A 20214-nucleotide genomic window follows, 5' to 3' on the forward strand; every position below is an offset into this window, starting at 1 on the left:
ACTGCTCTAGAAAGCGCTTTACAGGACGTTAGATGGCAATTTGATGGCGCTTTTTGCAGGTAACACGTACGGTCTGGCGCGACGATTTGCTGAGCAAAAGGCCAGAAAAAACATCGCTATCATGGCGCCATCGATAAAACCCCACGGGTTTTCATCAGTCCGAGATATTGAGTGCCACCGCTGCACCTGTTCTGTGCCATACCGCAAGGAGAATCACGCAATGACGCGTCCCGCCAGAATCCTCGTCTGGACCTTCACCAGCCTGCTGACCCTGCTGGCGATCCTGGTGGTGGTGATTGCCACCTTCGACTGGAACCGCGTCAAGCCCCTGCTCAACGAGAAAGTCTCCGAGGCCCTGCAGCGGCCCTTCGCGATCAATGGCAACCTTGCCGTGGACTGGCGCACCGAACCAGAAGAGGGGGGCTGGCGTGCCTGGGTGCCCTGGCCGCACTTCATTGCCGAAGACCTGACCCTGGGCAACCCCGAGTGGCTCAAGGAACCGAAGATGGTCGGCCTGGAGCGCGTGGCGTTCCGCCTGGCGCCGCTGCCGCTGCTGTTCCAGCAGATCAGCATCCCGCGCATCGACCTGACCAAGCCCACAGCCAGCCTCACCCGTCTGGCCGATGGCCGCGCCAACTGGGCCTTCGACTTCGGCCCCCAGGATGAAAACGCAGAGCCTTCCAAATGGCAGCTGGACATTGGCGCCATCGGCTTCGACCAGGGCAATGTCAGCTTCGATGACCAAACCCTGAAAACCAGCATGAAGGTGCAGATCGACCCGCTGGGCAAGCCTGTCCCGTTCAGCGACATCGTCGGCAAGGCCAGCGCCGAGAAGGCCGGTGCCGCGCAGGACTATGCCTTCGGGCTCAAGGCCCAGGGCCGCTACAAAGGCCAGTTGGTGTCCGGTACCGGCAAGATCGGCGGCCTGCTGGCCCTGCAGGACGCCAGCCAGCCGTTCCCGCTGCAGGCTGACGTGCGCATCGCCGACACCCATGTGGTGCTTGCCGGCACCCTGACCGACCCGCGCAACCTCGGCGCCCTCGACCTGCGCCTGCGCCTGTCCGGGGCCAGCCTGGGCAACCTCTACCCGTTGACCGGCGTAACCTTGCCCGACACCCCGGCCTATTCCACCGACGGCCACCTCAGCGCCAACCTCCACGCGGCGCAGGGTGCGACCTTCAATTACCAGGGTTTCAACGGCAAGATCGGTGACAGCGATATCCATGGCGACCTGGCCTTCGTTGCCAGCCAGCCACGGCCCAAGCTGTCCGGCAACCTGGTGTCCAACCAGTTGTTGTTCAAGGATCTGGCGCCGCTGATCGGTGCCGACTCCAACGCCGAGCAGAAAGCCCGTGGTGGTGCCAGCAAGCAGCCGGAGGGCAAGGTGCTGCCAGTGGAAGAGTTCCGCACCGAGCGCTGGCGCGCGATGGACGCCGACGTCACCTTCGCTGGCAAGCGCATCGTGCACAGCGCGCAACTGCCGTTCAACGACCTGTCGGCCCACGTGATCCTGGAGGACGGCCTGCTGCGCCTGGAGCCCCTGCGTTTTGGCGTGGCTGGCGGCAACCTGGCTTCCAGGATTCGCCTGGATGGCCGCAACGTACCGTTGCATGGGCGTGCCCGGCTGACGGCGCGGGGCTTCAAGCTCAAGCAGTTGTTCCCCTCCTTTGCGCCGATGCAGACCAGCTTCGGTGAGTTGAATGGCGATGCCGATATCACCGGCCGGGGCAACTCGGTAGCCGCCTTGCTGGGCACCGCCAATGGCGACCTGCGCATGTTGATCAACGATGGTGCCATCAGCCGCAGCCTGATGGAGATTGCCGGGTTGAACGTGGGCAACTATGTGGTCGGCAAGCTGTTTGGCGATGAGGATGTGAAGATCAACTGCGCAGCGGCTGACGTGGGTATCAAGGATGGCCTGGCGACCACGCGCCTGTTCATCTTCGATACCGAGAACGCGATCATCTACATCAACGGCACGGCCAATTTCGCCACGGAGCAGCTGGACCTGAAAATTACCCCCGAATCGAAAGGGTTGCGGCTGTTCTCGCTGCGCTCGCCGCTGTATGTGCGCGGGCCGTTCGCCAAGCCCAGTGCCGGGGTGCAGGCGGTGCCGCTGGCATTACGCGGAGCGGGAATGGTGGCGTTGGGCGTGGTTGCCGGGCCGGCGGCGGGGTTGCTGGCGCTGATTGCGCCTAGCAGCGGGGATGATCCCAACCAGTGCACGCCGCTGTTGCAGCAGATGAAGGCGGGCAAGGCGCCGGCGGTGGTGAAAAGCAAGAAATGATGGGGCCGCGTTGCGGCCCATCGCCGGCAAGCCAGCTCCCTGCGCTTACAAGCCTTGCAACAGGTCGGACATATCGTCCGCGTGCTCTTCTTCCTGCGCGAGGATGTCTTCAAAAATCCGCCGCGTAGTCGGATCTTTATCCCCGATGTACCGAATGATCTCGCGATAGCTATCGATGGCGATCCGCTCCGCCACCAGGTCTTCCAGCACCATCTCCTTCAATGAAGTGCCCGCCACATATTGGGCATGGGACCGCTTGCTCAAATTGTCCGGGTTGAAATCCGGCTCTCCACCCAACTGCACGATCCGTTCGGCAAGCTTGTCGGCGTGTTCGGCTTCCTGGTTGGCATGCTCGAGGAATTCATCGGCAGCCACGCTGGCCTTGATGCCGCTGGCCATGAAGTAGTGACGCTTGTAGCGCAGCACGCAGACCAGCTCTGTGGCCAGTGAATCATTGAGCAGGCGCAGGATCTGTTGGCGATCAGCATCGTAACCCTCGGTCACCGCACCTTGCTCGACATGCTGACGGGCACGTTCGCGCAGGGTTTGTACATCGGTCAGTTCATTAGCATTCATGTTCATCTCCTGGAACATCAGGGTGGTCATGGATATGGCCTGGAAGGCTTAGGCGCCGTGGACGGCGTCGCTGTCTTCTTCGCGTTGTCTGCAAGTCTTGAAGCCCTTGGCGTCGACATGGCCGGTGGCGTCGAAGCGCACGTAGTAGGGCTGCTGGTGGCCATCGTGGTTGAGGATGTAGTCGTTGCAGGTGCCGCCATGGGGGAGGTCGATGACGTTGGACGGGCTGCCGCCGATGGCGATGACTTTCTGCATGGTCATGCCTTTTTCCACCTGCTTGACCAGCGGTTCGTCGCGGTAGGTGACGTAATCCACCGGGTTTTCCGGGCGGCTGCCGCAGGCGACGAGGGTGGCGCTTGCCAGAAGGATTGCCAGGGTCTGCTTGTACATGGTCCCGCTCCTTGCAAAGGGTCTGTGTGGTTTGGAACCGCAGCGCGCGGCGGGAGTTCGATTGCGATGGTCATCAAGGCCGCTGTAGTGTTGGCCGGTCGTCCACGGAAAGGGGCTGGGGCAATGCAGCAGGAATTGGCCACGCGATACCCGTTGGTGCTGGTGCCGGGCATGCTCGGTTTTGTCCGGGTAGTGCTCTACCCCTACTGGTTCGGCATCGTGCCGGCCCTGCGCCAGGGCGGGGCGCAGGTGTTCCCGGTGCAGGTTTCGCCACTGCATTCCAGCGAGGTGCGCGGCGAGCAGTTGCTGGCGATCATCGAAGACATCTGCCTGCGTACCGGAGCGGAAAAGGTCAACCTCATCGGCCACAGCCAGGGCGCCCTGAGCGCGCGCTACGCGGCTGCCAGGCGGCCTGGGCGGGTGGCTTCGGTCACTTCGGTGGCAGGGCCCAACCATGGCTCGGAACTGGCCGACTACCTGGAACGCACGGCACCGGGCGATTCCCCGCAGGGGCGCATCCTGAAGGCCGTGCTGCATGGCTTGGCCGTGCTGCTGGTGTGGCTGGAAACCGGCTGGCGCCGTGACCCGTTGCCGGTGGATGTACACGCCTCGCACCAGTCACTGACCAGTGCAGGTGTGGCGCTGTTCAACCAGGCTTATCCACAGGGGTTGCCAGACACCTGGGGCGGGGAGGGGGCCTATGAGGTCGATGGCGTGCGTTATTACTCCTGGTCCGGCACCTTGCAGCCCGGCCTGACCGACCAGCGGCGCAACCGTTTCGACGGCAGCAGCCACTTCTGCCGCCTGTTCGCGCGCAGTTTCGTCAAGGAAAAGGGCTATTGCGACGGAATGGTCGGGCGCTTCAGTTCGCACCTGGGGCAGGTGATCGGCGATGATTACCCGCTCGACCACCTGGATATCGTCAACCAGTCGCTTGGTGCGGTGGGCAAGGGTGCCGAACCGGTGCGGCTTTTCACCGAACATGCCGCCCGGCTCAAGGCGGCAGGGCTCTAGCGACGGATCGGTGTGGTCCAGCGCTCGGCCAGCACCACGCCCGCCAGGGTCAGCAGGCCGCCGACCAGGTGATAGCGGGCCAGCTGCTCATCGAGCACCACGGCGGCGATCAGTGCCGTGACCAGCGGCAGCAGGTTGAAGAACAGCGTGGTGCGGCTGGGCCCCAGGCGGTGCACGGCCTGCATCCACACCAGGGGCGCGATCATCGAGGCCAGCACGCAGGCGTACAGCACCAGGCCGACGTTGCGGCTGTTCAGGCCAGTCTTGTCCGACAGCACGAACAGCGGCAGCAACACGACGATGGCTACCAGCACCTGCAGGTACAGCAGTTGCATCGGCGGCAGGCGCAGCTGCCATTTCTTCAGCAGGAAGCTGTACAGCGCGTAGGCCAGTGTGGCCACCAGCATCAGCAGGTCGCCGCTGTTCAAGCCTTGTTGCAGCAGGCTGGCGGGGTGGCCGGCGCTGACCACTTCAAGCACGCCGAAAAATGACACCAGCGCGCCCAGCAGGGCACCGTAGCTCAGGCGCTGGCCCAGCCAGGCGATGGACAATGCCAATGACATCAGTGGCATCAGCGAAAGGATGATGCCCATGTTGGTGGCGCTGGTGATGCCGGCGGCAAAGTAGGCCAGGCTCTGGTACAGCGCCATGCCCAGCACGCCCAGCACGAAAACCTTGCCCAGGTGCGGGCGAATGGCCGCGCGATTGCGCCACACGGCGGGCAGCAGGAACGGGGTGAACAACAGCGCGGCCAGCAGCCAGCGGTAGAAGCCGATCTCGGCGGGGTGGATGGCGCCGGCGGACATCTTGGTGACCACGGTGTTGCCGGCCCATATCAGGATGGCGGTCAGGGGGAACAGATAGTTCATGTAGCAGGTTACTCGTTTTGGACTGTTTGGGGCTGCTTTGCAGCCCATCGCGACACAAGGCCGCTCCTACAGGTATCGCGCAGGCCCGGAAGGCAACGCGGGTCCCTGTAGGAGCGGCCTTGTGTCGCGATGGCCTGCGCAGCAGGCCCCGATGGCAGCCATTATCAACTGTCTGTCAACAAGCTTATACTCCTATCCAGACAATCCACCCCGCAAAGCAGACAGCATGCCGCGCAAATACCTCGACATTCCCCAGTTCACCCGGCTCCCGGCCGCGGTGTACTTCCGCCACGACGAGTTCGGTGCCGACACCCGCAGCGCCCTGCATCGCCACGCCTGGGGCCAGCTCAACTACACCGCCCACGGCGTGATGCACCTGGAGGTAGCTGGCCAGCACTTCCTGTCGCCGCCGCAATACGCCGTGTGGGTGCCGCCCGACACCGAGCATGGTTGCTACAACCCGCAGGCCATCGTCTACCGTTCGGTCTACCTGGACCGCAGCCTGTGCGCCGCACTGCCGCAGCAACCGTGCAGCCTGATGATCAGCGACATCCTCAAGGCCATCCTCGCCGACTTCGCCCGGCGCGACCTGCGGGTGGCCGAGGGCGAGCGCGACCAGCGCCTGGCGCAGGTGCTGCTCGACCAGCTGCTGCTGGCGCCAACTCAGGCTTGCTACCTGCCGTTTGCCCACAGCGAGGGCTTGCGCCAGGTGCTCGATGCCCTTGGTGCCGAGCCGGGCGACAACCGCCCGCTGGGCGAATGGGCCGCCCAGATTCATGTCAGCGAACGTACTTTGGCCCGGCAGTTCCTGCGCGAGCTGGGCATCAGTTTTGGTGAATGGCGGCTGCGCCTGCGCTTTTTGCGCGCCATCGAGGCGCTTGAAGCCGGCCAGCCGATCCAGGCCATCGCCTTCGACCTCGGCTACAGCAGCGCCTCGGCGTTCATCGCCATGTTCCAGCGCCAGGCCCAGTGCACGCCCGAGCAATACCGTCGCCAGGCACGGGCAGGGCGTTGAGAATTCTTGGCTACACTCAGCTCGACCCCCGTGCATCGGGCGCGGAGCCAAGGAGATACTCCATGAAAGTGCTGCAAATCCCCTTACTGGTATTGGCGGTGTTGTTCAGCGCACAAGGCTTCGCCGCCAATACCGCGCAGCAGGAAAAGATGAAAACCTGCAACGCCGACGCCACCGCCAAGGCCCTCAAGGGCGATGAGCGCAAAGCCTTCATGAGCACCTGCCTGAAGAAGGATGTGCCACAAACCCAGCAAGAGAAGATGAAAACCTGCAACGCCGACGCCACCACCAAGGCCCTCAAGGGTGACGAACGCAAAGCGTTCATGAGCGACTGCCTGAAGAAGAAATGACCTGCGCCTATGCCTGCAGACGTAAGGCTGGCAGACTGCGGGTCTTTCCCGTTGTCTGCCGTTGAGGCTGTATGACCTTCACCCCCCGCCAGGTCACCCTGGCCAGCTGGATCATCGTATTTGCCGGCCTGTTGCTGGCGTTGCCCCTGAAATTGCTGCCAAGCCTGCTGGCCGGCCTGCTGGTGTTCGAGCTGGTCAACATGCTCACGCCGCGGCTGCAGCCGCTGCTCGCCGGGCAGCGCGCCCGCTGGCTGGCTGTGGCGCTGCTAGGCACGCTGGTTGTCAGTACCCTGACCCTGCTGTTTGCCGGTGCCTTCAGCTTTTTGCTGCACGAGGCGGAAAACCCCGGTGCCTCGCTGGACAAGTTCATGGCCCTGGTGGAGCGCGCCCGTAGCCAGCTGCCGCCGTTCATCGAAGGCTACCTGCCGGCCAGTGCGGCGGAGTTCAAGGTGGCCATCGGTGACTGGATCAAGAGCCACCTGAGCGACCTGCAGCTGGTGGGCAAGGGTATGGCGCACATGTTCGTCACCTTGTTGATCGGCATGATCCTCGGTGCCATCGTCGCCTTGCAGCGCATCCCCGACATATCCCGACGCAAGCCGCTGGCAGCGGCGCTGTTCGAGCGCCTGAGCCTGCTGGTGAAGGCGTTTCGCAACATCGTCTTCGCGCAGATCAAGATTTCGCTGCTCAACACCACGTTCACGGGCATCTTCCTGGCCGTGGTGCTGCCGATGTTCGACGTGCACCTGCCGCTGACCAAGACGCTGATCGTGCTGACCTTCCTGCTGGGCCTGCTGCCGGTGATCGGCAACCTGATGTCGAATACCCTGATCACCATCGTCGGCCTGTCGCTGTCGATCTGGGTGGCGGCGGCGGCGCTGGGTTACCTGATCGTCATCCACAAGGTCGAGTACTTCCTCAACGCGCGGATCGTGGGCGGGCAGATCAGTGCCAAGTCTTGGGAGCTGCTGCTGGCGATGCTGGTGTTCGAAGCGGCATTCGGGCTGCCTGGGGTGGTGGCGGGGCCGATCTACTATGCCTACCTGAAGAGTGAGCTGAAGCGGGCCGAACTGGTCTGATTCTTTGATTGACCAGTACCGGCCTCTTCGCGGGTAAACCCGCTCCCACAGGTATGCCACTTCTCTCAAGACTTGCGGGGACCCTGTGGGAGCGGGTTTACCCGCGAAGAGGCCGGCACAGGGGAAAGGGATGGCTCAGGCTACGCCGTAGCGCTTGCGCGCCTCGATGGCCAACCCGCTACCAATGCTGCCAAAGATGTTGCCTTCCACATGCCGCGCATTCGGCAGCATCGCCGACACGCTGTTGCGCAACGCCGGAATCCCGCTGGAACCGCCGGTGAAGAACACCGTATCGACCTGGGTCTCGCTCACTCCAGCCTTGGCCAGCAGTTCGCTCACGCTACCACGCACCCGCTCCAGCAACCCTTCGATAGCCCCCTCGAACAGCGCTCGAGACAGGTCCACGCCCAGATCGCGCTCGATGCGGCCTAGGTCGACGTGGCGGCTCTGCTGTTCGGTCAGCTCGATCTTGCTGGCCTCCACTTCCATCGCCAACCAGTGGCCGGCACGCTCTTCGATCAGTTTGAACAGGCGGTCGATGCCCAACGTGTCCTCGATGTCATAGCGCATGCTGCCCAGCGCCAGCTGAGACTTCTGCGAGTACAGGGCGTTGATGGTGTGCCAGGTGGCGAGATTGAGGTGATAGCTGGTTGGCATCAGCGCGCCGCTCTTCATGCGGCTGCCGTAGCCGAACAGCGGCATCACGCCCTGCAGGCTCAGCTGCTTGTCGAAGTCGGTACCGCCAATGTGCACACCGCCGGTGGCGAGGATGTCGCTCTGGCGCTCGGCGACCAGGTGGCGCTCGGGCGACAGGCGGATCAGGGTGAAGTCCGAGGTACCACCGCCGATGTCGACGATCAGCACCAGTTCTTCGCGGCTGATGCTCGACTCGTAGTCGAAGGCCGCGGCAATCGGCTCGTACTGGAAGGAAACATCCTTGAAGCCGATCTTGCGCGCCACTTCGGCCAGGGTGTCCTCGGCCTCCTGGTCGGCGGCAGGGTCTTCGTCGACGAAGAACACCGGACGGCCCAGCACCACCTGCTCGAACTCCCGCCCGGCAGCGGCCTCTGCGCGTTTTTTCAGCTCGCCGATGAACATGCCCAGCAGGTCCTTGAACGGCAGGGCGCTGCCCAGCACGCTGGTATCGTGCTTGATCAGCTTGGAGCCCAGCAGGCTTTTCAGCGAACGCATCAGGCGGCCTTCGTAGCCTTCCAGGTACTCGTGCAGTGCCAGGCGGCCATATACCGGGCGACGCTCCTCGATGTTGAAGAACACCACCGAGGGCAACGTGATCTTGCCGTCTTCCAGGGCAATCAGCGACTCGGCGCCTGGGCGGTGCCAGCCGACCGTGGAGTTGGAGGTGCCAAAGTCGATGCCCAGGGCGCGGGCCGGGGATACGTCAGACATGGGGAATGAGCTTCCGGAGGCAAAACGGCCGCGCAGTGTATGCCAGTTGGCTACAGAATCAAGACCGATCGTCTGCCATGGAGCAACCCCAAGCTGGTCTTGAAAGGCTATGCTTGACCCCTATCTTCTCTTGCAACACGCACATTCACATTGGTGATCCATAGATGGACTTCAAAGACTATTACAAGATACTCGGCGTAGAGCCCGCGGCGGACGAAAAGGCGATCAAGGCCGCGTACCGCAAGCTGGCGCGCAAGTATCACCCCGATGTCAGCAAGGAGCGCGACGCCGAGGAAAAATTCAAGGAGGCCAACGAGGCCTACGAAGTGCTGGGCGACGCGCAGAAACGTGCCGAGTACGATGAAATCCGCAAGTACGGTGGCCAGCATGGCCGGCCGTTCCAGGCGCCACCGGGCTGGGAGAACCGTGGCGGTGGTGGCGGCTTCGAAGGTGGCGATTTCTCCGACTTTTTCAGCTCGATCTTTGGTGGCCGGGGGGGCAACCCGTTCGGTGGTGCCCGGCAGCAGCAACGCAGCGCCGGCAGGCGGGGGCAGGACGTGGAGCTAGAACTGGCGGTATTCCTTGAAGAGACCCTGAGCAAGGAGTCCAAGCAGATCAGCTTCCAGGTGCCGCAGACCAATGCCATGGGCCAGCGCACCGGCTTCACTACCAAGACCCTGAACGTGAAGATCCCGGCCGGTGTGACCGACGGCGAGCGCATCCGCCTCAAGGGCCAGGGCGCGCCGGGAAGTGGTGGCGGGGCCAATGGCGACCTGTTCCTGACCATTCGCATGGCACCGCACCCGCTGTTCGATGTCGAAGGTCATGACCTGATCATCACCGTGCCGCTGGCACCGTGGGAGGCAGCACTGGGCGCCAAGGTGGCCGTGCCGACCCTGGACGGCAAGATCAACCTCACCATCCGCCCCGACAGCCAGAGCGGCCAGCGCCTGCGCGTACCGGGCAAGGGCCTGGCCAACAAGAGTGGCGAGCGTGGCAACCTTTACGCGCAACTGAAAGTGGTCATGCCACCAGCATCCGACGAGTCTGCCCGCGAACTGTGGACCAAGCTTTCCGAGAAGGCTGCGTTCAACCCGAGGACACAATGGAGTAAGTGATCATGAGCAGCACCCTGATCGTTCAACTGGACATGCGTACCTTGTGTCAGGAGGCCGATCTCACGGCTGACTGCGTGATCGAAATCGTCGAGCACGGCATTGTCGAACCTTCCGGGCGAACGCCGGAGGACTGGTTGTTCGACGATCAGGCGCCGTTGCTGGCCAAACGCGCGGCGAAGCTGCATCAGGAGCTGGAACTGGAGTGGGAAGGCGTGGCGCTGGCGCTGGAGTTATTGCAGGAAGTGCAGCAGCTGCGCAGCGAGAACAGCATGCTGAGGCAGCGGTTGGGCAGGTTTATCCAGATGTGAGGTTTGCAGGCCCGGCCTCTTCGCGGGCTTGCCCGCTCCCACAGATACTGCACAGGCCTCGGAAAATGTGCGGTCCCTGTAGGAGCGGGCAAGCCCGCGAAGTTAGCTTGGTTCTGCCCCCGGGTTCAGCACCAGTTGCATGAAGGTCAAGTCCAGCCACCGGCTAAACTTCACCCCCACCTGCGGCATCTGCCCGGTCACCACGAAGCCCAGCCGCTCGTGCAGGCGCACCGACGCTGCATTGCCGCTCTCGATGGCCGCCACCATCACATGCTTGCCACACTCGCGCGCACGCTCGACCAGCGCTGCCATCAGCACCGGCCCCAGCCCCTTGCCACGTTGGTCGCCGCGGATATACACCGAATGCTCAACGGTAAGGCGAAAGCCCTCGAACGGCCGCCAGTCGCCAAACGACGCATAGCCCAGCACACCGCTCTCATCCACCGCCACCAGGATCGGGTAGCCCTGCTGCGCACGTGCGGCAAACCAGGCCAGGCGGTTGGCCAGGTCCACCGGGTTTTCGTTCCAGATCGCCGTGGTGTTGCGCACCGCGTCGTTGTAGATGTCGAGGATGCCCGGCACGTCGGAAGGCAGGGCGTCGCGGATTTCATGACTCATGACAGCGTCTCGCAGGGTCGTTGCTTGCAGATTAAATGGTTACCAGCCCGCGCACACCTTCGGCCTGCATGTTTTCGCCGCGGCCCCGCTGGATGATCTCGCCACGGGCCATCACCAGGTACTGGTCGGCCAGCTCCTCGGCGAAGTCGTAGAACTGCTCCACCAGCAGGATTGCCATGTCGCCACGCTCGGCCAGGCGGCGGATGACTGCGCCTATCTCCTTGATCACCGAAGGCTGGATGCCCTCGGTGGGCTCGTCGAGGATTAGCAGCCGCGGGCGGCTGGCCAGGGCGCGGCCGATGGCCAGCTGTTGCTGCTGGCCGCCGGACAGGTCACCGCCACGGCGTTGCTTCATCTGTTCCAGCACGGGAAACAGTTCGTAGATGAAGGATGGTACTTCGCGCGCTTCACGGGCGGGAAAGCGCGACAGGCCCATCAGCAGGTTTTCCTCGACAGTGAGGCGGGGGAAGATCTCGCGGCCCTGGGGCACGTAGGCGATGCCGGCGTGGACCCGTTGCTGGGGCTTGAGGCTGGTGATCGGCTTGCCTTCCCATTCGATGCTGCCGTCGCGAGCGGGTACCAGCCCCATCAGGCAGCGCAGCAGGGTGGTCTTGCCCACGCCGTTGCGGCCCAGCAGGCAGGTGACTTCGCCAACCTTGGCCTCGAAGGACAGGCCCCGGAGGATGTGGCTGCCGCCGTAATACTGGTGCAGGGTGTCGATCTTGAGCATGTGTGTATTCCTGAAATTGTTGCTGTGCCTGTGCCGGCCCTTTCGCGGGTAAACCCGCTCCCACAAGGACCGCGCAGCTCTTCAGGCCTGTGTGGGAGCGGGTTTACCCGCGAAGAGGCCGGCACAGGTTTCAATGTCTAGCGGCCCAGATACACCTCGACCACCCGCTCATCCGCCTGCACCTGTTCCAGCGACCCTTCCGCCAGCACGCTGCCCTGGTGCAGCACGGTCACATGGTCGGCAATGCTGCCGACAAACCCCATGTCGTGCTCCACCACCATCAGCGAATGCTTGCCAGCCAGCCCCTTGAACAGCTCGGCGGTGAACTCGGTCTCGGCATCGGTCATGCCTGCCACCGGCTCGTCCAGCAACAGCAGTTGCGGCTCCTGCACCAGCAGCATGCCGATCTCCAGGAACTGCTTCTGCCCATGCGACAGCAAGCCCGCCTGGCGCTGGGCCAGCGGCAGCAGGCGCAAGGTGCCCAAAACCTCCTCGATGCGCTGGCGCTGCTCCCCACCCAAGCGCGCTGCCAGGCTGGCCCATACCGACTTGTCGGTCTTCAGCGCCAGCTCCAGGTTTTCGAACACCGTCAGCGCCTCGAACACCGTGGGCTTCTGGAACTTGCGGCCTATGCCGGCCTGGGCGATCTGGTATTCGCTCATGCGGGTCAGGTCGAGGGTGTCGCCAAAATAGGCCGTACCGGTGTCGGGCCTGGTCTTGCCAGTGATCACATCCATCATCGTCGTCTTGCCGGCACCGTTGGGGCCGATGATGCAACGCAGCTCGCCCACGCCGATGTACAGGTTCAGCGCGTTCAGCGCCTTGAAGCCATCGAAGCTGACGCTGATGTCTTCCAGGCTCAGCACCGTGCCGTGGCGGGTGTCGAGGCCGGTCTTGCGGCTTTGGCCCAGGCCGATGGCGTCGCGGCTGGCGCCGAGGTTGTCGAACACCGGTTCGAGCATGAATTCCGGGTGTACCGGGGGCACGCCTCTCATGGCTGGCTCCTTTTCTTCAACAGGCCGACCACGCCCTTGGGCAGGTACAGAGTGACGAGGATGAACAACGCGCCGAGGAAGAACAGCCAGAACTCCGGGAAGGCCACGGTGAACCAGCTTTTCATGCCATTGACCAGGCCAGCGCCGAGCAGCGGGCCGATCAAGGTGCCGCGCCCGCCCAGGGCCACCCACACGGCGGCTTCGATGGAGTTGGTCGGCGACATCTCGCTGGGGTTGATGATGCCTACCTGCGGTACGTACAGCGCACCGGCCAGGCCGCACAGTACGGCGCTGAGCACCCACACCAGCAACTTGAAACCGCGTGGGTCGTAGCCACAGAACATCAGGCGGTTTTCGGCATCGCGCACGGCGGTGAGCAAACGGCCGAACTTGCTGCGGGTGAGGCGCCAGCACAGGTACAGGCTGGCCAGCAGCAGGCCGACGGTGAGCAGGAACAGCACCGCGCGGGTGCCTTGGGCGGCGATGTCGAAGCCAAGGATGGTGCGGAAGCTGGTAAAGCCGTTGTTGCCGCCAAAGCCGGTTTCGTTGCGGAAGAACAGCAACATGCCGGCGAAGGTCAGCGCCTGGGTCATGATCGAGAAGTACACGCCCTTGATCCGCGAGCGAAAGGCGAACCAGCCGAACACCAGCGCCAGCAGCCCGGGCGCCAGCACCACCAGGCACAGGGCCCAGGCGAAATGCTGGGTGCCAGCCCAGTACCACGGCAGCTCGCTCCACGACAGGAAGGTCATGAACCCTGGCAGGCCGTCACCGGCGGCCTGGCGCATCAGGTACATGCCCATGGCGTAGCCACCGAGGGCGAAGAACAGCCCGTGGCCCAGCGACAGCAGCCCGGCGTAGCCCCAGACCAGGTCCAGGGCCAGGGCGACGATGGCGTAGCAGAGGATCTTGCCGACCAGGGTCAGGGTGTAGGCCGACACCTGCAGGGCATGGTCCGCCGGCAGCAGCGACAGCAGCGGCAGGGCCACAAGCAACAGGACGACGATGGCGCCGATGGCCAGGGTCAGGCGTGGCCCGGCCTTTTGCGTAGCGGTGACAAGCAGTGGCTGGTTCATCAGTCGATTACCCGTCCCTTGAGGGCGAACAGGCCTTGCGGGCGCTTCTGGATGAACAGAATGATCAACGCAAGGATGAGGATCTTGCCGAGCACGGCGCCGATCTGCGGCTCCAGCAGCTTGTTGGCGATGCCAAGGCCGAAGGCTGCCCACAGGCTGCCGGCCAACTGGCCGACGCCGCCGAGCACCACCACCAGGAACGAGTCGATGATGTAGCTCTGGCCCAGGTCCGGGCCGACGTTGCCGACCTGGCTCAGGGCCACGCCACCAAGCCCGGCGATGCCCGAGCCGAGGCCGAAGGCGAGCATGTCGACGCGCCCGGTGGACACGCCGCAGCAGGCGGCCATGTTGCGGTTCTGGGTGACCGCGCGCACGTTCAGGCCCAGCCGCGTGCGGTTGAGCAGCAGCCAGGTGAGCAGTACCACGGCCAGGGCGAAGCCGATGATCACCAGGCGGTTGTATGGCAGTACCAGATTGGGCAGCAGCTGGATGCCCCCCGACAGCCAGGCCGGGTTGCTGACTTCTACGTTCTGCGCGCCGAACAGCAGGCGGATGGCCTGGATCAGGATCAGGCTGATTCCCCAGGTCGCCAGCAGGGTTTCCAGAGGGCGGCCATACAGGTGGCGGATTACCGTGCGCTCCAGCGCCATGCCGACGCCGGCACTGACGGTGAAGGCCACCGGCAGTGCGATCAGTGGGTAGAACTCGATGGCGCCTGGAGCGTAGCGTTGCAGCAGTACCTGGACCATGTAGGTGCTGTAGGCGCCGAGCATCAGCATTTCGCCGTGGGCCATGTTGATCACCCCGAGCAGGCCGAAGGTGATGGCCAGGCCAAGGGCTGCCAGCAGCAGGATCGAGCCCAGCGACAGGCCACTGAAGGCCTGGCCGAGCAGTTCGCCGGCCAGCAGCTTGCGCTGCACCTGGGCCAGGCTGGTTTCGGCGGCGGTGCGCACGCCCGGGTCGGTTTCCGCGTTGGGTTGCAGCAAGGCTTCGAGGCGGGTGCGGGCCAGCGGGTCACCGGTTTCGCCGAGCAGGCGAACGGCGGCCAGACGTACTGCCGGCTCGCTGGCACCTAGTTGCAGGTTGGCCAGGGCAAGGCCGAGGGCGGCGTGCACGGCGGCATCCGGTTCGCTGGCGAAGCGCCGGTCGAGGAAAGCCATTTGCGCCGGTTGCGCGCTTTTCTGTAGTTGTTGGGCAGCGGCCAGGCGGATGTCGCTGTTGTCGCTGAGCAACTGGTGGCTAGCCAAGGCATTGTCGATCAGGCCACGCAGGCGGTTGTTCAGGCGCACCTTGCGCGTGTCGTCGGCGGCGATGCGGCCCTGGCGCAGGTTGTCCAGCAGCGCCAGGCGCGCGGTATCGGGTTGTGCGGCCCAGCCTTCGAGCAGGCGGGCTTGCTCGGCGGGCTTGGCAGCGAGGAAGAATTCGCCCTCGCTGGCCTGGGTTGCCAAGGGCATCAGCAGGAGAAGAGTTAGCAGGAGTCTAAGCATGCGAGCAATCCTGGAATACAGCGGTGGATTCTTCGCGGGTAAACCCGCTCCCACAGGGACCGCACAGGTTTCGAACCTTGCACCGAACCTGTGGGAGCGGGTTCACCCGCGAATGGGCCGCAAGGCGGCCCTAACGGCTCTCAGTTACCTTTCACGGCGTAATCAGGGCGCTTGTCGTTGCCGGGAATGAACGGGCTCCATGGCTGCGCCCGCAGCGGTTGCTCGGTCTCCCACACCACGCTGAACTGCCCGTCATCCTGGATCTCGCCGATCATCACCGGCTTGTGCAGGTGGTGGTTGGTCTTGTCCATGGTCAGGGTGAAGCCGGACGGCGCCTCGAAACTTTGCCCGGCCAGTGCCTCGCGCACCTTGTCGACATCGGTGGACTTGGCTTTTTCCACTGCCTGCGCCCACATGTGGATGCCCACGTAGGTGGCCTCCATCGGGTCGTTGGTCACCGCCTTGTCGGCGCCTGGCAGGCCCTTGGCCTTGGCGTAGGCCTTCCAGTCGGCGACGAACTTCTGGTTGACCGGGTTATCCACAGACTCGAAGTAGTTCCACGCCGCCAGATGGCCCACCAGAGGCTTGGTGTCGATGCCGCGCAGTTCTTCCTCGCCCACCGAGAAAGCCACCACTGGCACATCGGTGGCCTTCAGGCCCTGGTTGGCCAGCTCCTTGTAGAACGGCACATTGGAATCGCCGTTGACGGTGGAAATGACGGCTGTCTTGCCGCCAGCAGAGAACTTCTTGATGTTGGCGACGATGGTCTGGTAATCGCTGTGGCCGAACGGGGTGTACACCTCTTCGATGTCCTTGTCGGCCACGCCCTTGCTATGCAGGAAGGCGCGCAGGATCTTGTTGGTGGTGCGCGGGTAGACGTAGTCGGTGCCCAGCAGGAAGAAGCGCTTGGCGCTGCCGCCGTCCTCGCTCATCAGGTACTCCACGGCCGGGATCGCCTGCTGGTTGGGCGCGGCGCCGGTGTAGAACACGTTTGGCGACATCTCTTCACCTTCGTACTGCACCGGGTAGAACAGAAGGCCGTTCAGTTCCTCGAACACTGGCAATACCGACTTGCGCGATACCGAGGTCCAGCAGCCGAACACCACTGCCACCTTGTCCTGGGTCAGTAGCTGGCGGCTCTTTTCGGCGAACAGCGGCCAGTTGGAGGCCGGGTCGACCACCACCGGCTCGAGCAGCTTGCCGTTCACGCCGCCCTTGGCGTTGATCTGCTCGATGGTCATCAGCGCCATGTCCTTGAGCGAAGTCTCGGAAATGGCCATGGTCCCCGACAGCGAATGCAGGATGCCGACCTTGATGGTTTCGGCGGCCTGGATGCTCCAGCTCAGGCCCATTGCGGCAATCGATGCGCTAAGGGTGAAGGCCTTGATCAGACTGCGTCGCTTCATGTGCTCTCTCCGCTGAGTTTTTATGTGTTGGGCAAGCGGGGAGGGGTGTTGCAAGGGGTGTGCCTAACGGCGGAAGGTGCGCAATAGAGGGGTTGTGCGAGGTGTTGGGGCGTTGGTTGGATCCAGGTTGGTGCCTGATGGATTTGTGTGCACAGGATTGGGGCCGTTGTGCGGCCCATCGCCGGCAAGCCAGCTCCCACCTCGACCGCATCGGCCTTGAGCCATGCGCTGTCCCTGTGGGAGATTGCCCAGCCCTTTGGGCTGCGCTGTCGCGCAGAGAACCAATATCGCTCGTCTGACGCGTCCTTTGTAGGAGCAGCCTTGTGCTGCGAAGAGGCCGGTACAGCCAATAGACAGGCTTTGTCAGCCCCGGCCTCTTCGCAGCACAAGGCTGCTCCTACAGGACCTCGCCGAACCAATGAGTCATGTGTTGTTCTATGAGAGCTGGCTTGCCGGCGAAAGGGCTGCAGAGCAGCCCCCAGGGTCATCAGCCGTTACGCACTGCCGTGCGCGGATGGCGCTTGCTGCGCACCCCCTGATAGGTCACCGCCAGCAGCACGAACCAGATCGGCGTCACCAGCAACGCCGCGCGGGTATCGTCCTCCAGGCTCAGCAACACCAGGATGAAAGCAAAGAACACCAGGCACACGTAGCACATGAAACGCCCGCCCGGCATCTTGTACTTCGACGCCTGGTGCAGTGCCGCGCGGTTTTTGCGGTACTGCAGGTACGACAGCAGGATCAGCGTCCAGACGAACATGAACAGCACCGCCGAAACGGTGGTGACCAAGGTGAATGCCTCGATCACGTTCGGCACCAAATAGATCAGCACTGCACCCAGCAGCAGGCAGGTGCAGGAGAAATACAGGCCGTTGGCAGGTACCGAGCGGCTCGACAGTTTCTCGAATGCCTTGGGTGCGTCACCCTCCTGGCTCAGGCCGTAGAGCATGCGGCTGGTGGAGAAAACGCCGCTGTTGGCAGAGGAGGCCGCCGAGGTCAGCACCACGAAGTTGATGATGCTCGCCGCCGCCGGCAGGCCGGCCAGCACGAACAACTCCACGAACGGGCTCTTGCCCGGCACTACGTCGCGCCATGGGGTCACGGCCATGATCGCGATCAGCGCCAGCACATAGAACACGATGATGCGTACCGGGATCGAGTTGATCGCCCGCGGCAGGGTGCGCTCCGGGTTCTTCGCTTCGGCGGCGGTTGTACCCACCAACTCGATGCCGACGAAAGCGAACACGGCGATCTGGAAGCCGGCGAAGAAGCCCATCAGGCCATTGGGGAACATGCCGCCGTCATTCCACAGGTTGGCCAGTTGCGCGGTGCGCCCGCTGGGCGAGGTGAAGCCGGTGATGACCATGTACAGGCCGGTGGCGACCAGGCCGATGATGGCGACAATCTTGATCAGGGCGAACCAGAACTCCATTTCACCGAACATCTTCACCGTCACCAGGTTCAGCGACAGCAGCAACCCTACGCAGGTCAGCGCCGGTATCCACTGCGGCAGTTCGGGGAACCAGAACTGCGTATAGGCCGCGATCGCGACCACGTCGGCGATGCCGGTGACCACCCAGCAGAACCAGTAGGTCCAGCCGGTGAAGTAGCCTGCCCAGGGGCCGAGCAGGTCGGCGGAAAAATCGATGAACGACTTGTAGTTGAGGTTCGACAGCAGCAGTTCGCCCATGGCGCGCATGACGAAGAACAGCATGAAGCCGATGATCATGTAGACGAAGATGATCGACGGCCCGGCCAGGCTGATGGTCTTGCCCGAGCCCATGAACAGGCCGGTACCGATTGCGCCGCCAATGGCGATCAGCTGGATGTGGCGGTTGGTCAGGTTGCGCTGCAGATGCTGTTCATCTGGCGCTGTGGATGAGGTTTGCGTCATAGGCTGCATTCCGTTGGACGGTCGGTCGTCTTGTCAGAGGTAGCCGGCTAGGCTAACACGCGCGTTCCAGTTCGGGGCGCGACAGATCGACTCGACTTTTGGGTAGCAGTGTTGTGCCTGTGCCGGCCTCTTCGCGGGCTTGCCCGCTCCCACAGGGACCGCGCTGGCGCAGAAACTGTAGGAGCGGGTTACCCGCGAAAGGGCCGGCACAGACGAAGCAAGGCTCAAGCGCTGGCCAGCACTCGGCCGCGCCTCACCACCAAGCTATCCACCAGCCACATCACCACCATCGACACCCCCACCAGCGGGAACATCAACCCCAGCACCAGCATCACCCCCACCGCTACTTTCCAGCGCGGCAAGTCATGGCGCAGCGGCGGCACACCCAGCCCGCCGGCCGGCCTGCGCTTCCACCACATCACCAGCCCGCTCACCGAGCCCAGCAAGATCATCAGGCACACCAGCAGGATGATGATCTGGTTGAACGCCCCGAACATCCTGCCTTCATGCAGCATCACACCCAGTTCGGTAGCGCGCGCCACCGGGCTGTAGTCCTGCCAGCGCACATCGGCCAGGACCTTGCCGGTGTACTGGTCGACATGCAGGGTGGCGTCGTTGCGTGGGTCGTCGGCGAACACCGCAATGGTGAACACGCCATCGGCCGTGGTCGGCGCGGTAATGCTGTAACCCGGCTCGACCTGGCGCGCGGTTGCGATGTCTTCGACTTGCTGCAGGCTTACCTGTGGCGCTGCGGGCGCGCTCGACGTCATGTGATGCCCGGCATGTTCGGCGTGTGCACCGGACTGTGGCATCGGCGTGTTTTCCATCGCCCACGGCACGGTCTGGCGGTGTGCGCTGTTGAGTTCACCCGCCTGCTGGTCCGATTTGGGCACGTCGTTCCACATGGCCGCCGGAAAGCGGTTCCACAAGTCGGCGTACTGCTTGCCCCACAGGCCGGTCCAGGTCATGCCGCTGAGCAGCATCAGCAGTAACAAGGCCGAGCCCCAGAAGCCGGTTACCGCATGCAGGTCGCGCCAGAACATTCGGCCGCGTGCCGAGAGCCGTGGCCACAGCACGCCAGCGCCATTGCGCCCGCGTGGCCACCACAAGTACAGGCCCGACACCACCAGCACGATGCCCCAGCCCGCGGCCAGTTCTACCAGGCGGTCACCGATCGTGCCGACCATCAGTTCGCCATGCAGGGCGCGGGCGATGGCCTGCAGGTTCTGCTTGCCATCCTGTACGCCAAGGATTTTGCCGCTGTAGGGGTCGACGAAAACGTTCAGTTCGCGCCCGGCGTCATGCACCACGAATTGTGCGCTGCGTTCGGCGTCCAGCGGCGGCAGGTACTGGCCAACGTGGCCTTCGGGGTAGGCCTTGCGCACTTCGGCCAGCATCGTGTCCGCGCCCTGTCGGTGGTGGCCGGCTTCGACCACCATCAGCTCGCGGTACAGCAGCGGGTCGAGCTGCGGCTTGAACAGGTAGATGATCCCGGTGATTGCCAGCAGGATCATGAACGGGGCCACGAACAGCCCCGCATAGAAGTGCCAACGCCAGGCCAGGTTGTAGAAATTGATGCGTGTTCCTCTCATGGG

The 20214-nt window shown here is 63.7% G+C and carries 19 protein-coding genes; 7 read left to right on the forward strand and 12 right to left on the reverse strand.

Annotated features, from left to right (window positions below; genetic code table 11):
* The first annotated feature begins 220 nt into the window (after window positions 1-220).
* Window positions 221-2287: an AsmA family protein gene (locus WM94_RS05100; RefSeq protein WP_061550618.1), complete on the forward strand. Its 2067-nt coding sequence runs from the start codon at window positions 221-223 to the stop codon at window positions 2285-2287.
* 45 nt (window positions 2288-2332) lie between these two features.
* On the opposite strand, the gene WM94_RS05105 is transcribed toward WM94_RS05100, so the two are convergent.
* Both WM94_RS05105 and osmE read right to left on the reverse strand, forming a co-directional pair.
* The gene (locus tag WM94_RS05105; protein WP_015271981.1) at window positions 2333-2863 is read right to left on the reverse strand and encodes a bacterioferritin; all 531 of its coding nucleotides are present in this window, start codon (window positions 2861-2863) and stop codon (window positions 2333-2335) included.
* 48 nt (window positions 2864-2911) lie between these two features.
* Complete coding sequence (gene osmE, locus WM94_RS05110) at window positions 2912-3253, reverse strand: osmotically-inducible lipoprotein OsmE (protein WP_061550619.1); 342 nt, start codon at window positions 3251-3253, stop codon at window positions 2912-2914.
* A gap of 123 nt (window positions 3254-3376) precedes the next feature.
* On the opposite strand from osmE, the gene WM94_RS05115 reads away from it, so the two are divergent.
* A complete protein-coding gene (locus WM94_RS05115; protein WP_015271979.1) occupies window positions 3377-4267 on the forward strand; it encodes a triacylglycerol lipase in 891 nt (296 codons plus the stop codon).
* On the opposite strand, the gene WM94_RS05120 is transcribed toward WM94_RS05115, so the two are convergent.
* On the reverse strand, window positions 4264-5136 hold the full coding sequence (locus tag WM94_RS05120) for a DMT family transporter (protein ID WP_039613530.1): 873 nt from the start codon (window positions 5134-5136) through the stop codon (window positions 4264-4266). The two genes, WM94_RS05115 and WM94_RS05120, sit on opposite strands and share 4 nt — an antisense overlap.
* A 226-nt stretch (window positions 5137-5362) precedes the next feature.
* Between WM94_RS05120 and WM94_RS05125 the strand changes: the two genes are divergently transcribed.
* The 3 genes from WM94_RS05125 (at window position 5363) to WM94_RS05135 (ending at window position 7580) form a co-directional block, all read left to right on the forward strand.
* A complete protein-coding gene (locus tag WM94_RS05125; protein ID WP_013974400.1) occupies window positions 5363-6151 on the forward strand; it encodes a helix-turn-helix domain-containing protein in 789 nt (262 codons plus the stop codon).
* Between the two features lie 62 nt (window positions 6152-6213).
* A complete protein-coding gene (locus tag WM94_RS05130; protein ID WP_003258250.1) occupies window positions 6214-6501 on the forward strand; it encodes a PsiF family protein in 288 nt (95 codons plus the stop codon).
* Window positions 6502-6572: 71 nt separating this feature from the next.
* Window positions 6573-7580, forward strand: coding sequence for an AI-2E family transporter (locus WM94_RS05135; RefSeq protein WP_015271976.1), 1008 nt, complete (start codon window positions 6573-6575; stop codon window positions 7578-7580).
* 135 nt (window positions 7581-7715) lie between these two features.
* Here WM94_RS05135 and WM94_RS05140 read toward each other — a convergent pair whose 3' ends face one another.
* The gene (locus WM94_RS05140) at window positions 7716-8987 is read right to left on the reverse strand and encodes an Hsp70 family protein (RefSeq protein ID WP_013974398.1); all 1272 of its coding nucleotides are present in this window, start codon (window positions 8985-8987) and stop codon (window positions 7716-7718) included.
* 164 nt (window positions 8988-9151) lie between these two features.
* Here WM94_RS05140 and cbpA point away from each other — a divergent pair, with 164 nt between their 5' ends.
* Both cbpA and WM94_RS05150 read left to right on the forward strand, forming a co-directional pair.
* Window positions 9152-10105, forward strand: a complete 954-nt coding sequence (gene cbpA, locus WM94_RS05145) for a curved DNA-binding protein (protein ID WP_013974397.1) — start codon at window positions 9152-9154, stop codon at window positions 10103-10105.
* Window positions 10106-10107: 2 nt separating this feature from the next.
* A complete protein-coding gene (locus tag WM94_RS05150; protein WP_023660836.1) occupies window positions 10108-10413 on the forward strand; it encodes a chaperone modulator CbpM in 306 nt (101 codons plus the stop codon).
* 102 nt (window positions 10414-10515) lie between these two features.
* Here WM94_RS05150 and WM94_RS05155 read toward each other — a convergent pair whose 3' ends face one another.
* The 8 genes from WM94_RS05155 to WM94_RS05190 form a co-directional block, all read right to left on the reverse strand.
* Complete coding sequence (locus WM94_RS05155) at window positions 10516-11031, reverse strand: GNAT family N-acetyltransferase (RefSeq protein WP_061550620.1); 516 nt, start codon at window positions 11029-11031, stop codon at window positions 10516-10518.
* Window positions 11032-11062: 31 nt separating this feature from the next.
* Window positions 11063-11761: an urea ABC transporter ATP-binding subunit UrtE gene (gene urtE, locus WM94_RS05160; RefSeq protein ID WP_023660838.1), complete on the reverse strand. Its 699-nt coding sequence runs from the start codon at window positions 11759-11761 to the stop codon at window positions 11063-11065.
* 137 nt (window positions 11762-11898) lie between these two features.
* Complete coding sequence (gene urtD, locus WM94_RS05165; RefSeq protein WP_061550621.1) at window positions 11899-12756, reverse strand: urea ABC transporter ATP-binding protein UrtD; 858 nt, start codon at window positions 12754-12756, stop codon at window positions 11899-11901.
* Window positions 12753-13832: an urea ABC transporter permease subunit UrtC gene (urtC, locus tag WM94_RS05170; protein ID WP_061550622.1), complete on the reverse strand. Its 1080-nt coding sequence runs from the start codon at window positions 13830-13832 to the stop codon at window positions 12753-12755. The genes urtD and urtC overlap by 4 nt, the downstream gene beginning before the upstream one ends.
* Window positions 13832-15319 (reverse strand): urea ABC transporter permease subunit UrtB, encoded by a 1488-nt coding sequence (urtB, locus tag WM94_RS05175; protein ID WP_061550623.1) that lies wholly within the window; start codon window positions 15317-15319, stop codon window positions 13832-13834. The genes urtC and urtB overlap by 1 nt, the downstream gene beginning before the upstream one ends.
* A 140-nt stretch (window positions 15320-15459) precedes the next feature.
* A complete protein-coding gene (gene urtA, locus WM94_RS05180) occupies window positions 15460-16725 on the reverse strand; it encodes an urea ABC transporter substrate-binding protein (protein ID WP_013974390.1) in 1266 nt (421 codons plus the stop codon).
* 487 nt (window positions 16726-17212) lie between these two features.
* Window positions 17213-18619, reverse strand: a complete 1407-nt coding sequence (cycA, locus tag WM94_RS05185) for a D-serine/D-alanine/glycine transporter (protein WP_061550624.1) — start codon at window positions 18617-18619, stop codon at window positions 17213-17215.
* A gap of 224 nt (window positions 18620-18843) precedes the next feature.
* On the reverse strand, window positions 18844-20211 hold the full coding sequence (locus WM94_RS05190) for a PepSY domain-containing protein (protein ID WP_061550625.1): 1368 nt from the start codon (window positions 20209-20211) through the stop codon (window positions 18844-18846).
* Window positions 20212-20214 lie beyond the last annotated feature (3 nt).

This window comes from Pseudomonas sp. ABFPK (genome assembly GCF_001586765.1).
Lineage (GTDB): Bacteria > Pseudomonadota > Gammaproteobacteria > Pseudomonadales > Pseudomonadaceae > Aquipseudomonas > Aquipseudomonas asiatica.

Excerpts from the sequence above, each read along its gene's own strand:
- WM94_RS05100 (WP_061550618.1), top strand. The coding sequence starts at position 221 with ATGACGCGTCCCGCCAGAATCCTCGTCTGGACCTTCACCAGCCTGCTG.
- WM94_RS05105 (WP_015271981.1), bottom strand. The coding sequence starts at position 2,863 with ATGAATGCTAATGAACTGACCGATGTACAAACCCTGCGCGAACGTGCC.
- osmE (WP_061550619.1), bottom strand. The coding sequence starts at position 3,253 with ATGTACAAGCAGACCCTGGCAATCCTTCTGGCAAGCGCCACCCTCGTC.
- WM94_RS05115 (WP_015271979.1), top strand. The coding sequence starts at position 3,377 with ATGCAGCAGGAATTGGCCACGCGATACCCGTTGGTGCTGGTGCCGGGC.
- WM94_RS05120 (WP_039613530.1), bottom strand. The coding sequence starts at position 5,136 with ATGAACTATCTGTTCCCCCTGACCGCCATCCTGATATGGGCCGGCAAC.
- WM94_RS05125 (WP_013974400.1), top strand. The coding sequence starts at position 5,363 with ATGCCGCGCAAATACCTCGACATTCCCCAGTTCACCCGGCTCCCGGCC.
- WM94_RS05130 (WP_003258250.1), top strand. The coding sequence starts at position 6,214 with ATGAAAGTGCTGCAAATCCCCTTACTGGTATTGGCGGTGTTGTTCAGC.
- WM94_RS05135 (WP_015271976.1), top strand. The coding sequence starts at position 6,573 with ATGACCTTCACCCCCCGCCAGGTCACCCTGGCCAGCTGGATCATCGTA.
- WM94_RS05140 (WP_013974398.1), bottom strand. The coding sequence starts at position 8,987 with ATGTCTGACGTATCCCCGGCCCGCGCCCTGGGCATCGACTTTGGCACC.
- cbpA (WP_013974397.1), top strand. The coding sequence starts at position 9,152 with ATGGACTTCAAAGACTATTACAAGATACTCGGCGTAGAGCCCGCGGCG.
- WM94_RS05150 (WP_023660836.1), top strand. The coding sequence starts at position 10,108 with ATGAGCAGCACCCTGATCGTTCAACTGGACATGCGTACCTTGTGTCAG.
- WM94_RS05155 (WP_061550620.1), bottom strand. The coding sequence starts at position 11,031 with ATGAGTCATGAAATCCGCGACGCCCTGCCTTCCGACGTGCCGGGCATC.
- urtE (WP_023660838.1), bottom strand. The coding sequence starts at position 11,761 with ATGCTCAAGATCGACACCCTGCACCAGTATTACGGCGGCAGCCACATC.
- urtD (WP_061550621.1), bottom strand. The coding sequence starts at position 12,756 with ATGAGAGGCGTGCCCCCGGTACACCCGGAATTCATGCTCGAACCGGTG.
- urtC (WP_061550622.1), bottom strand. The coding sequence starts at position 13,832 with ATGAACCAGCCACTGCTTGTCACCGCTACGCAAAAGGCCGGGCCACGC.
- urtB (WP_061550623.1), bottom strand. The coding sequence starts at position 15,319 with ATGCTTAGACTCCTGCTAACTCTTCTCCTGCTGATGCCCTTGGCAACC.
- urtA (WP_013974390.1), bottom strand. The coding sequence starts at position 16,725 with ATGAAGCGACGCAGTCTGATCAAGGCCTTCACCCTTAGCGCATCGATT.
- cycA (WP_061550624.1), bottom strand. The coding sequence starts at position 18,619 with ATGACGCAAACCTCATCCACAGCGCCAGATGAACAGCATCTGCAGCGC.
- WM94_RS05190 (WP_061550625.1), bottom strand. The coding sequence starts at position 20,211 with ATGAGAGGAACACGCATCAATTTCTACAACCTGGCCTGGCGTTGGCAC.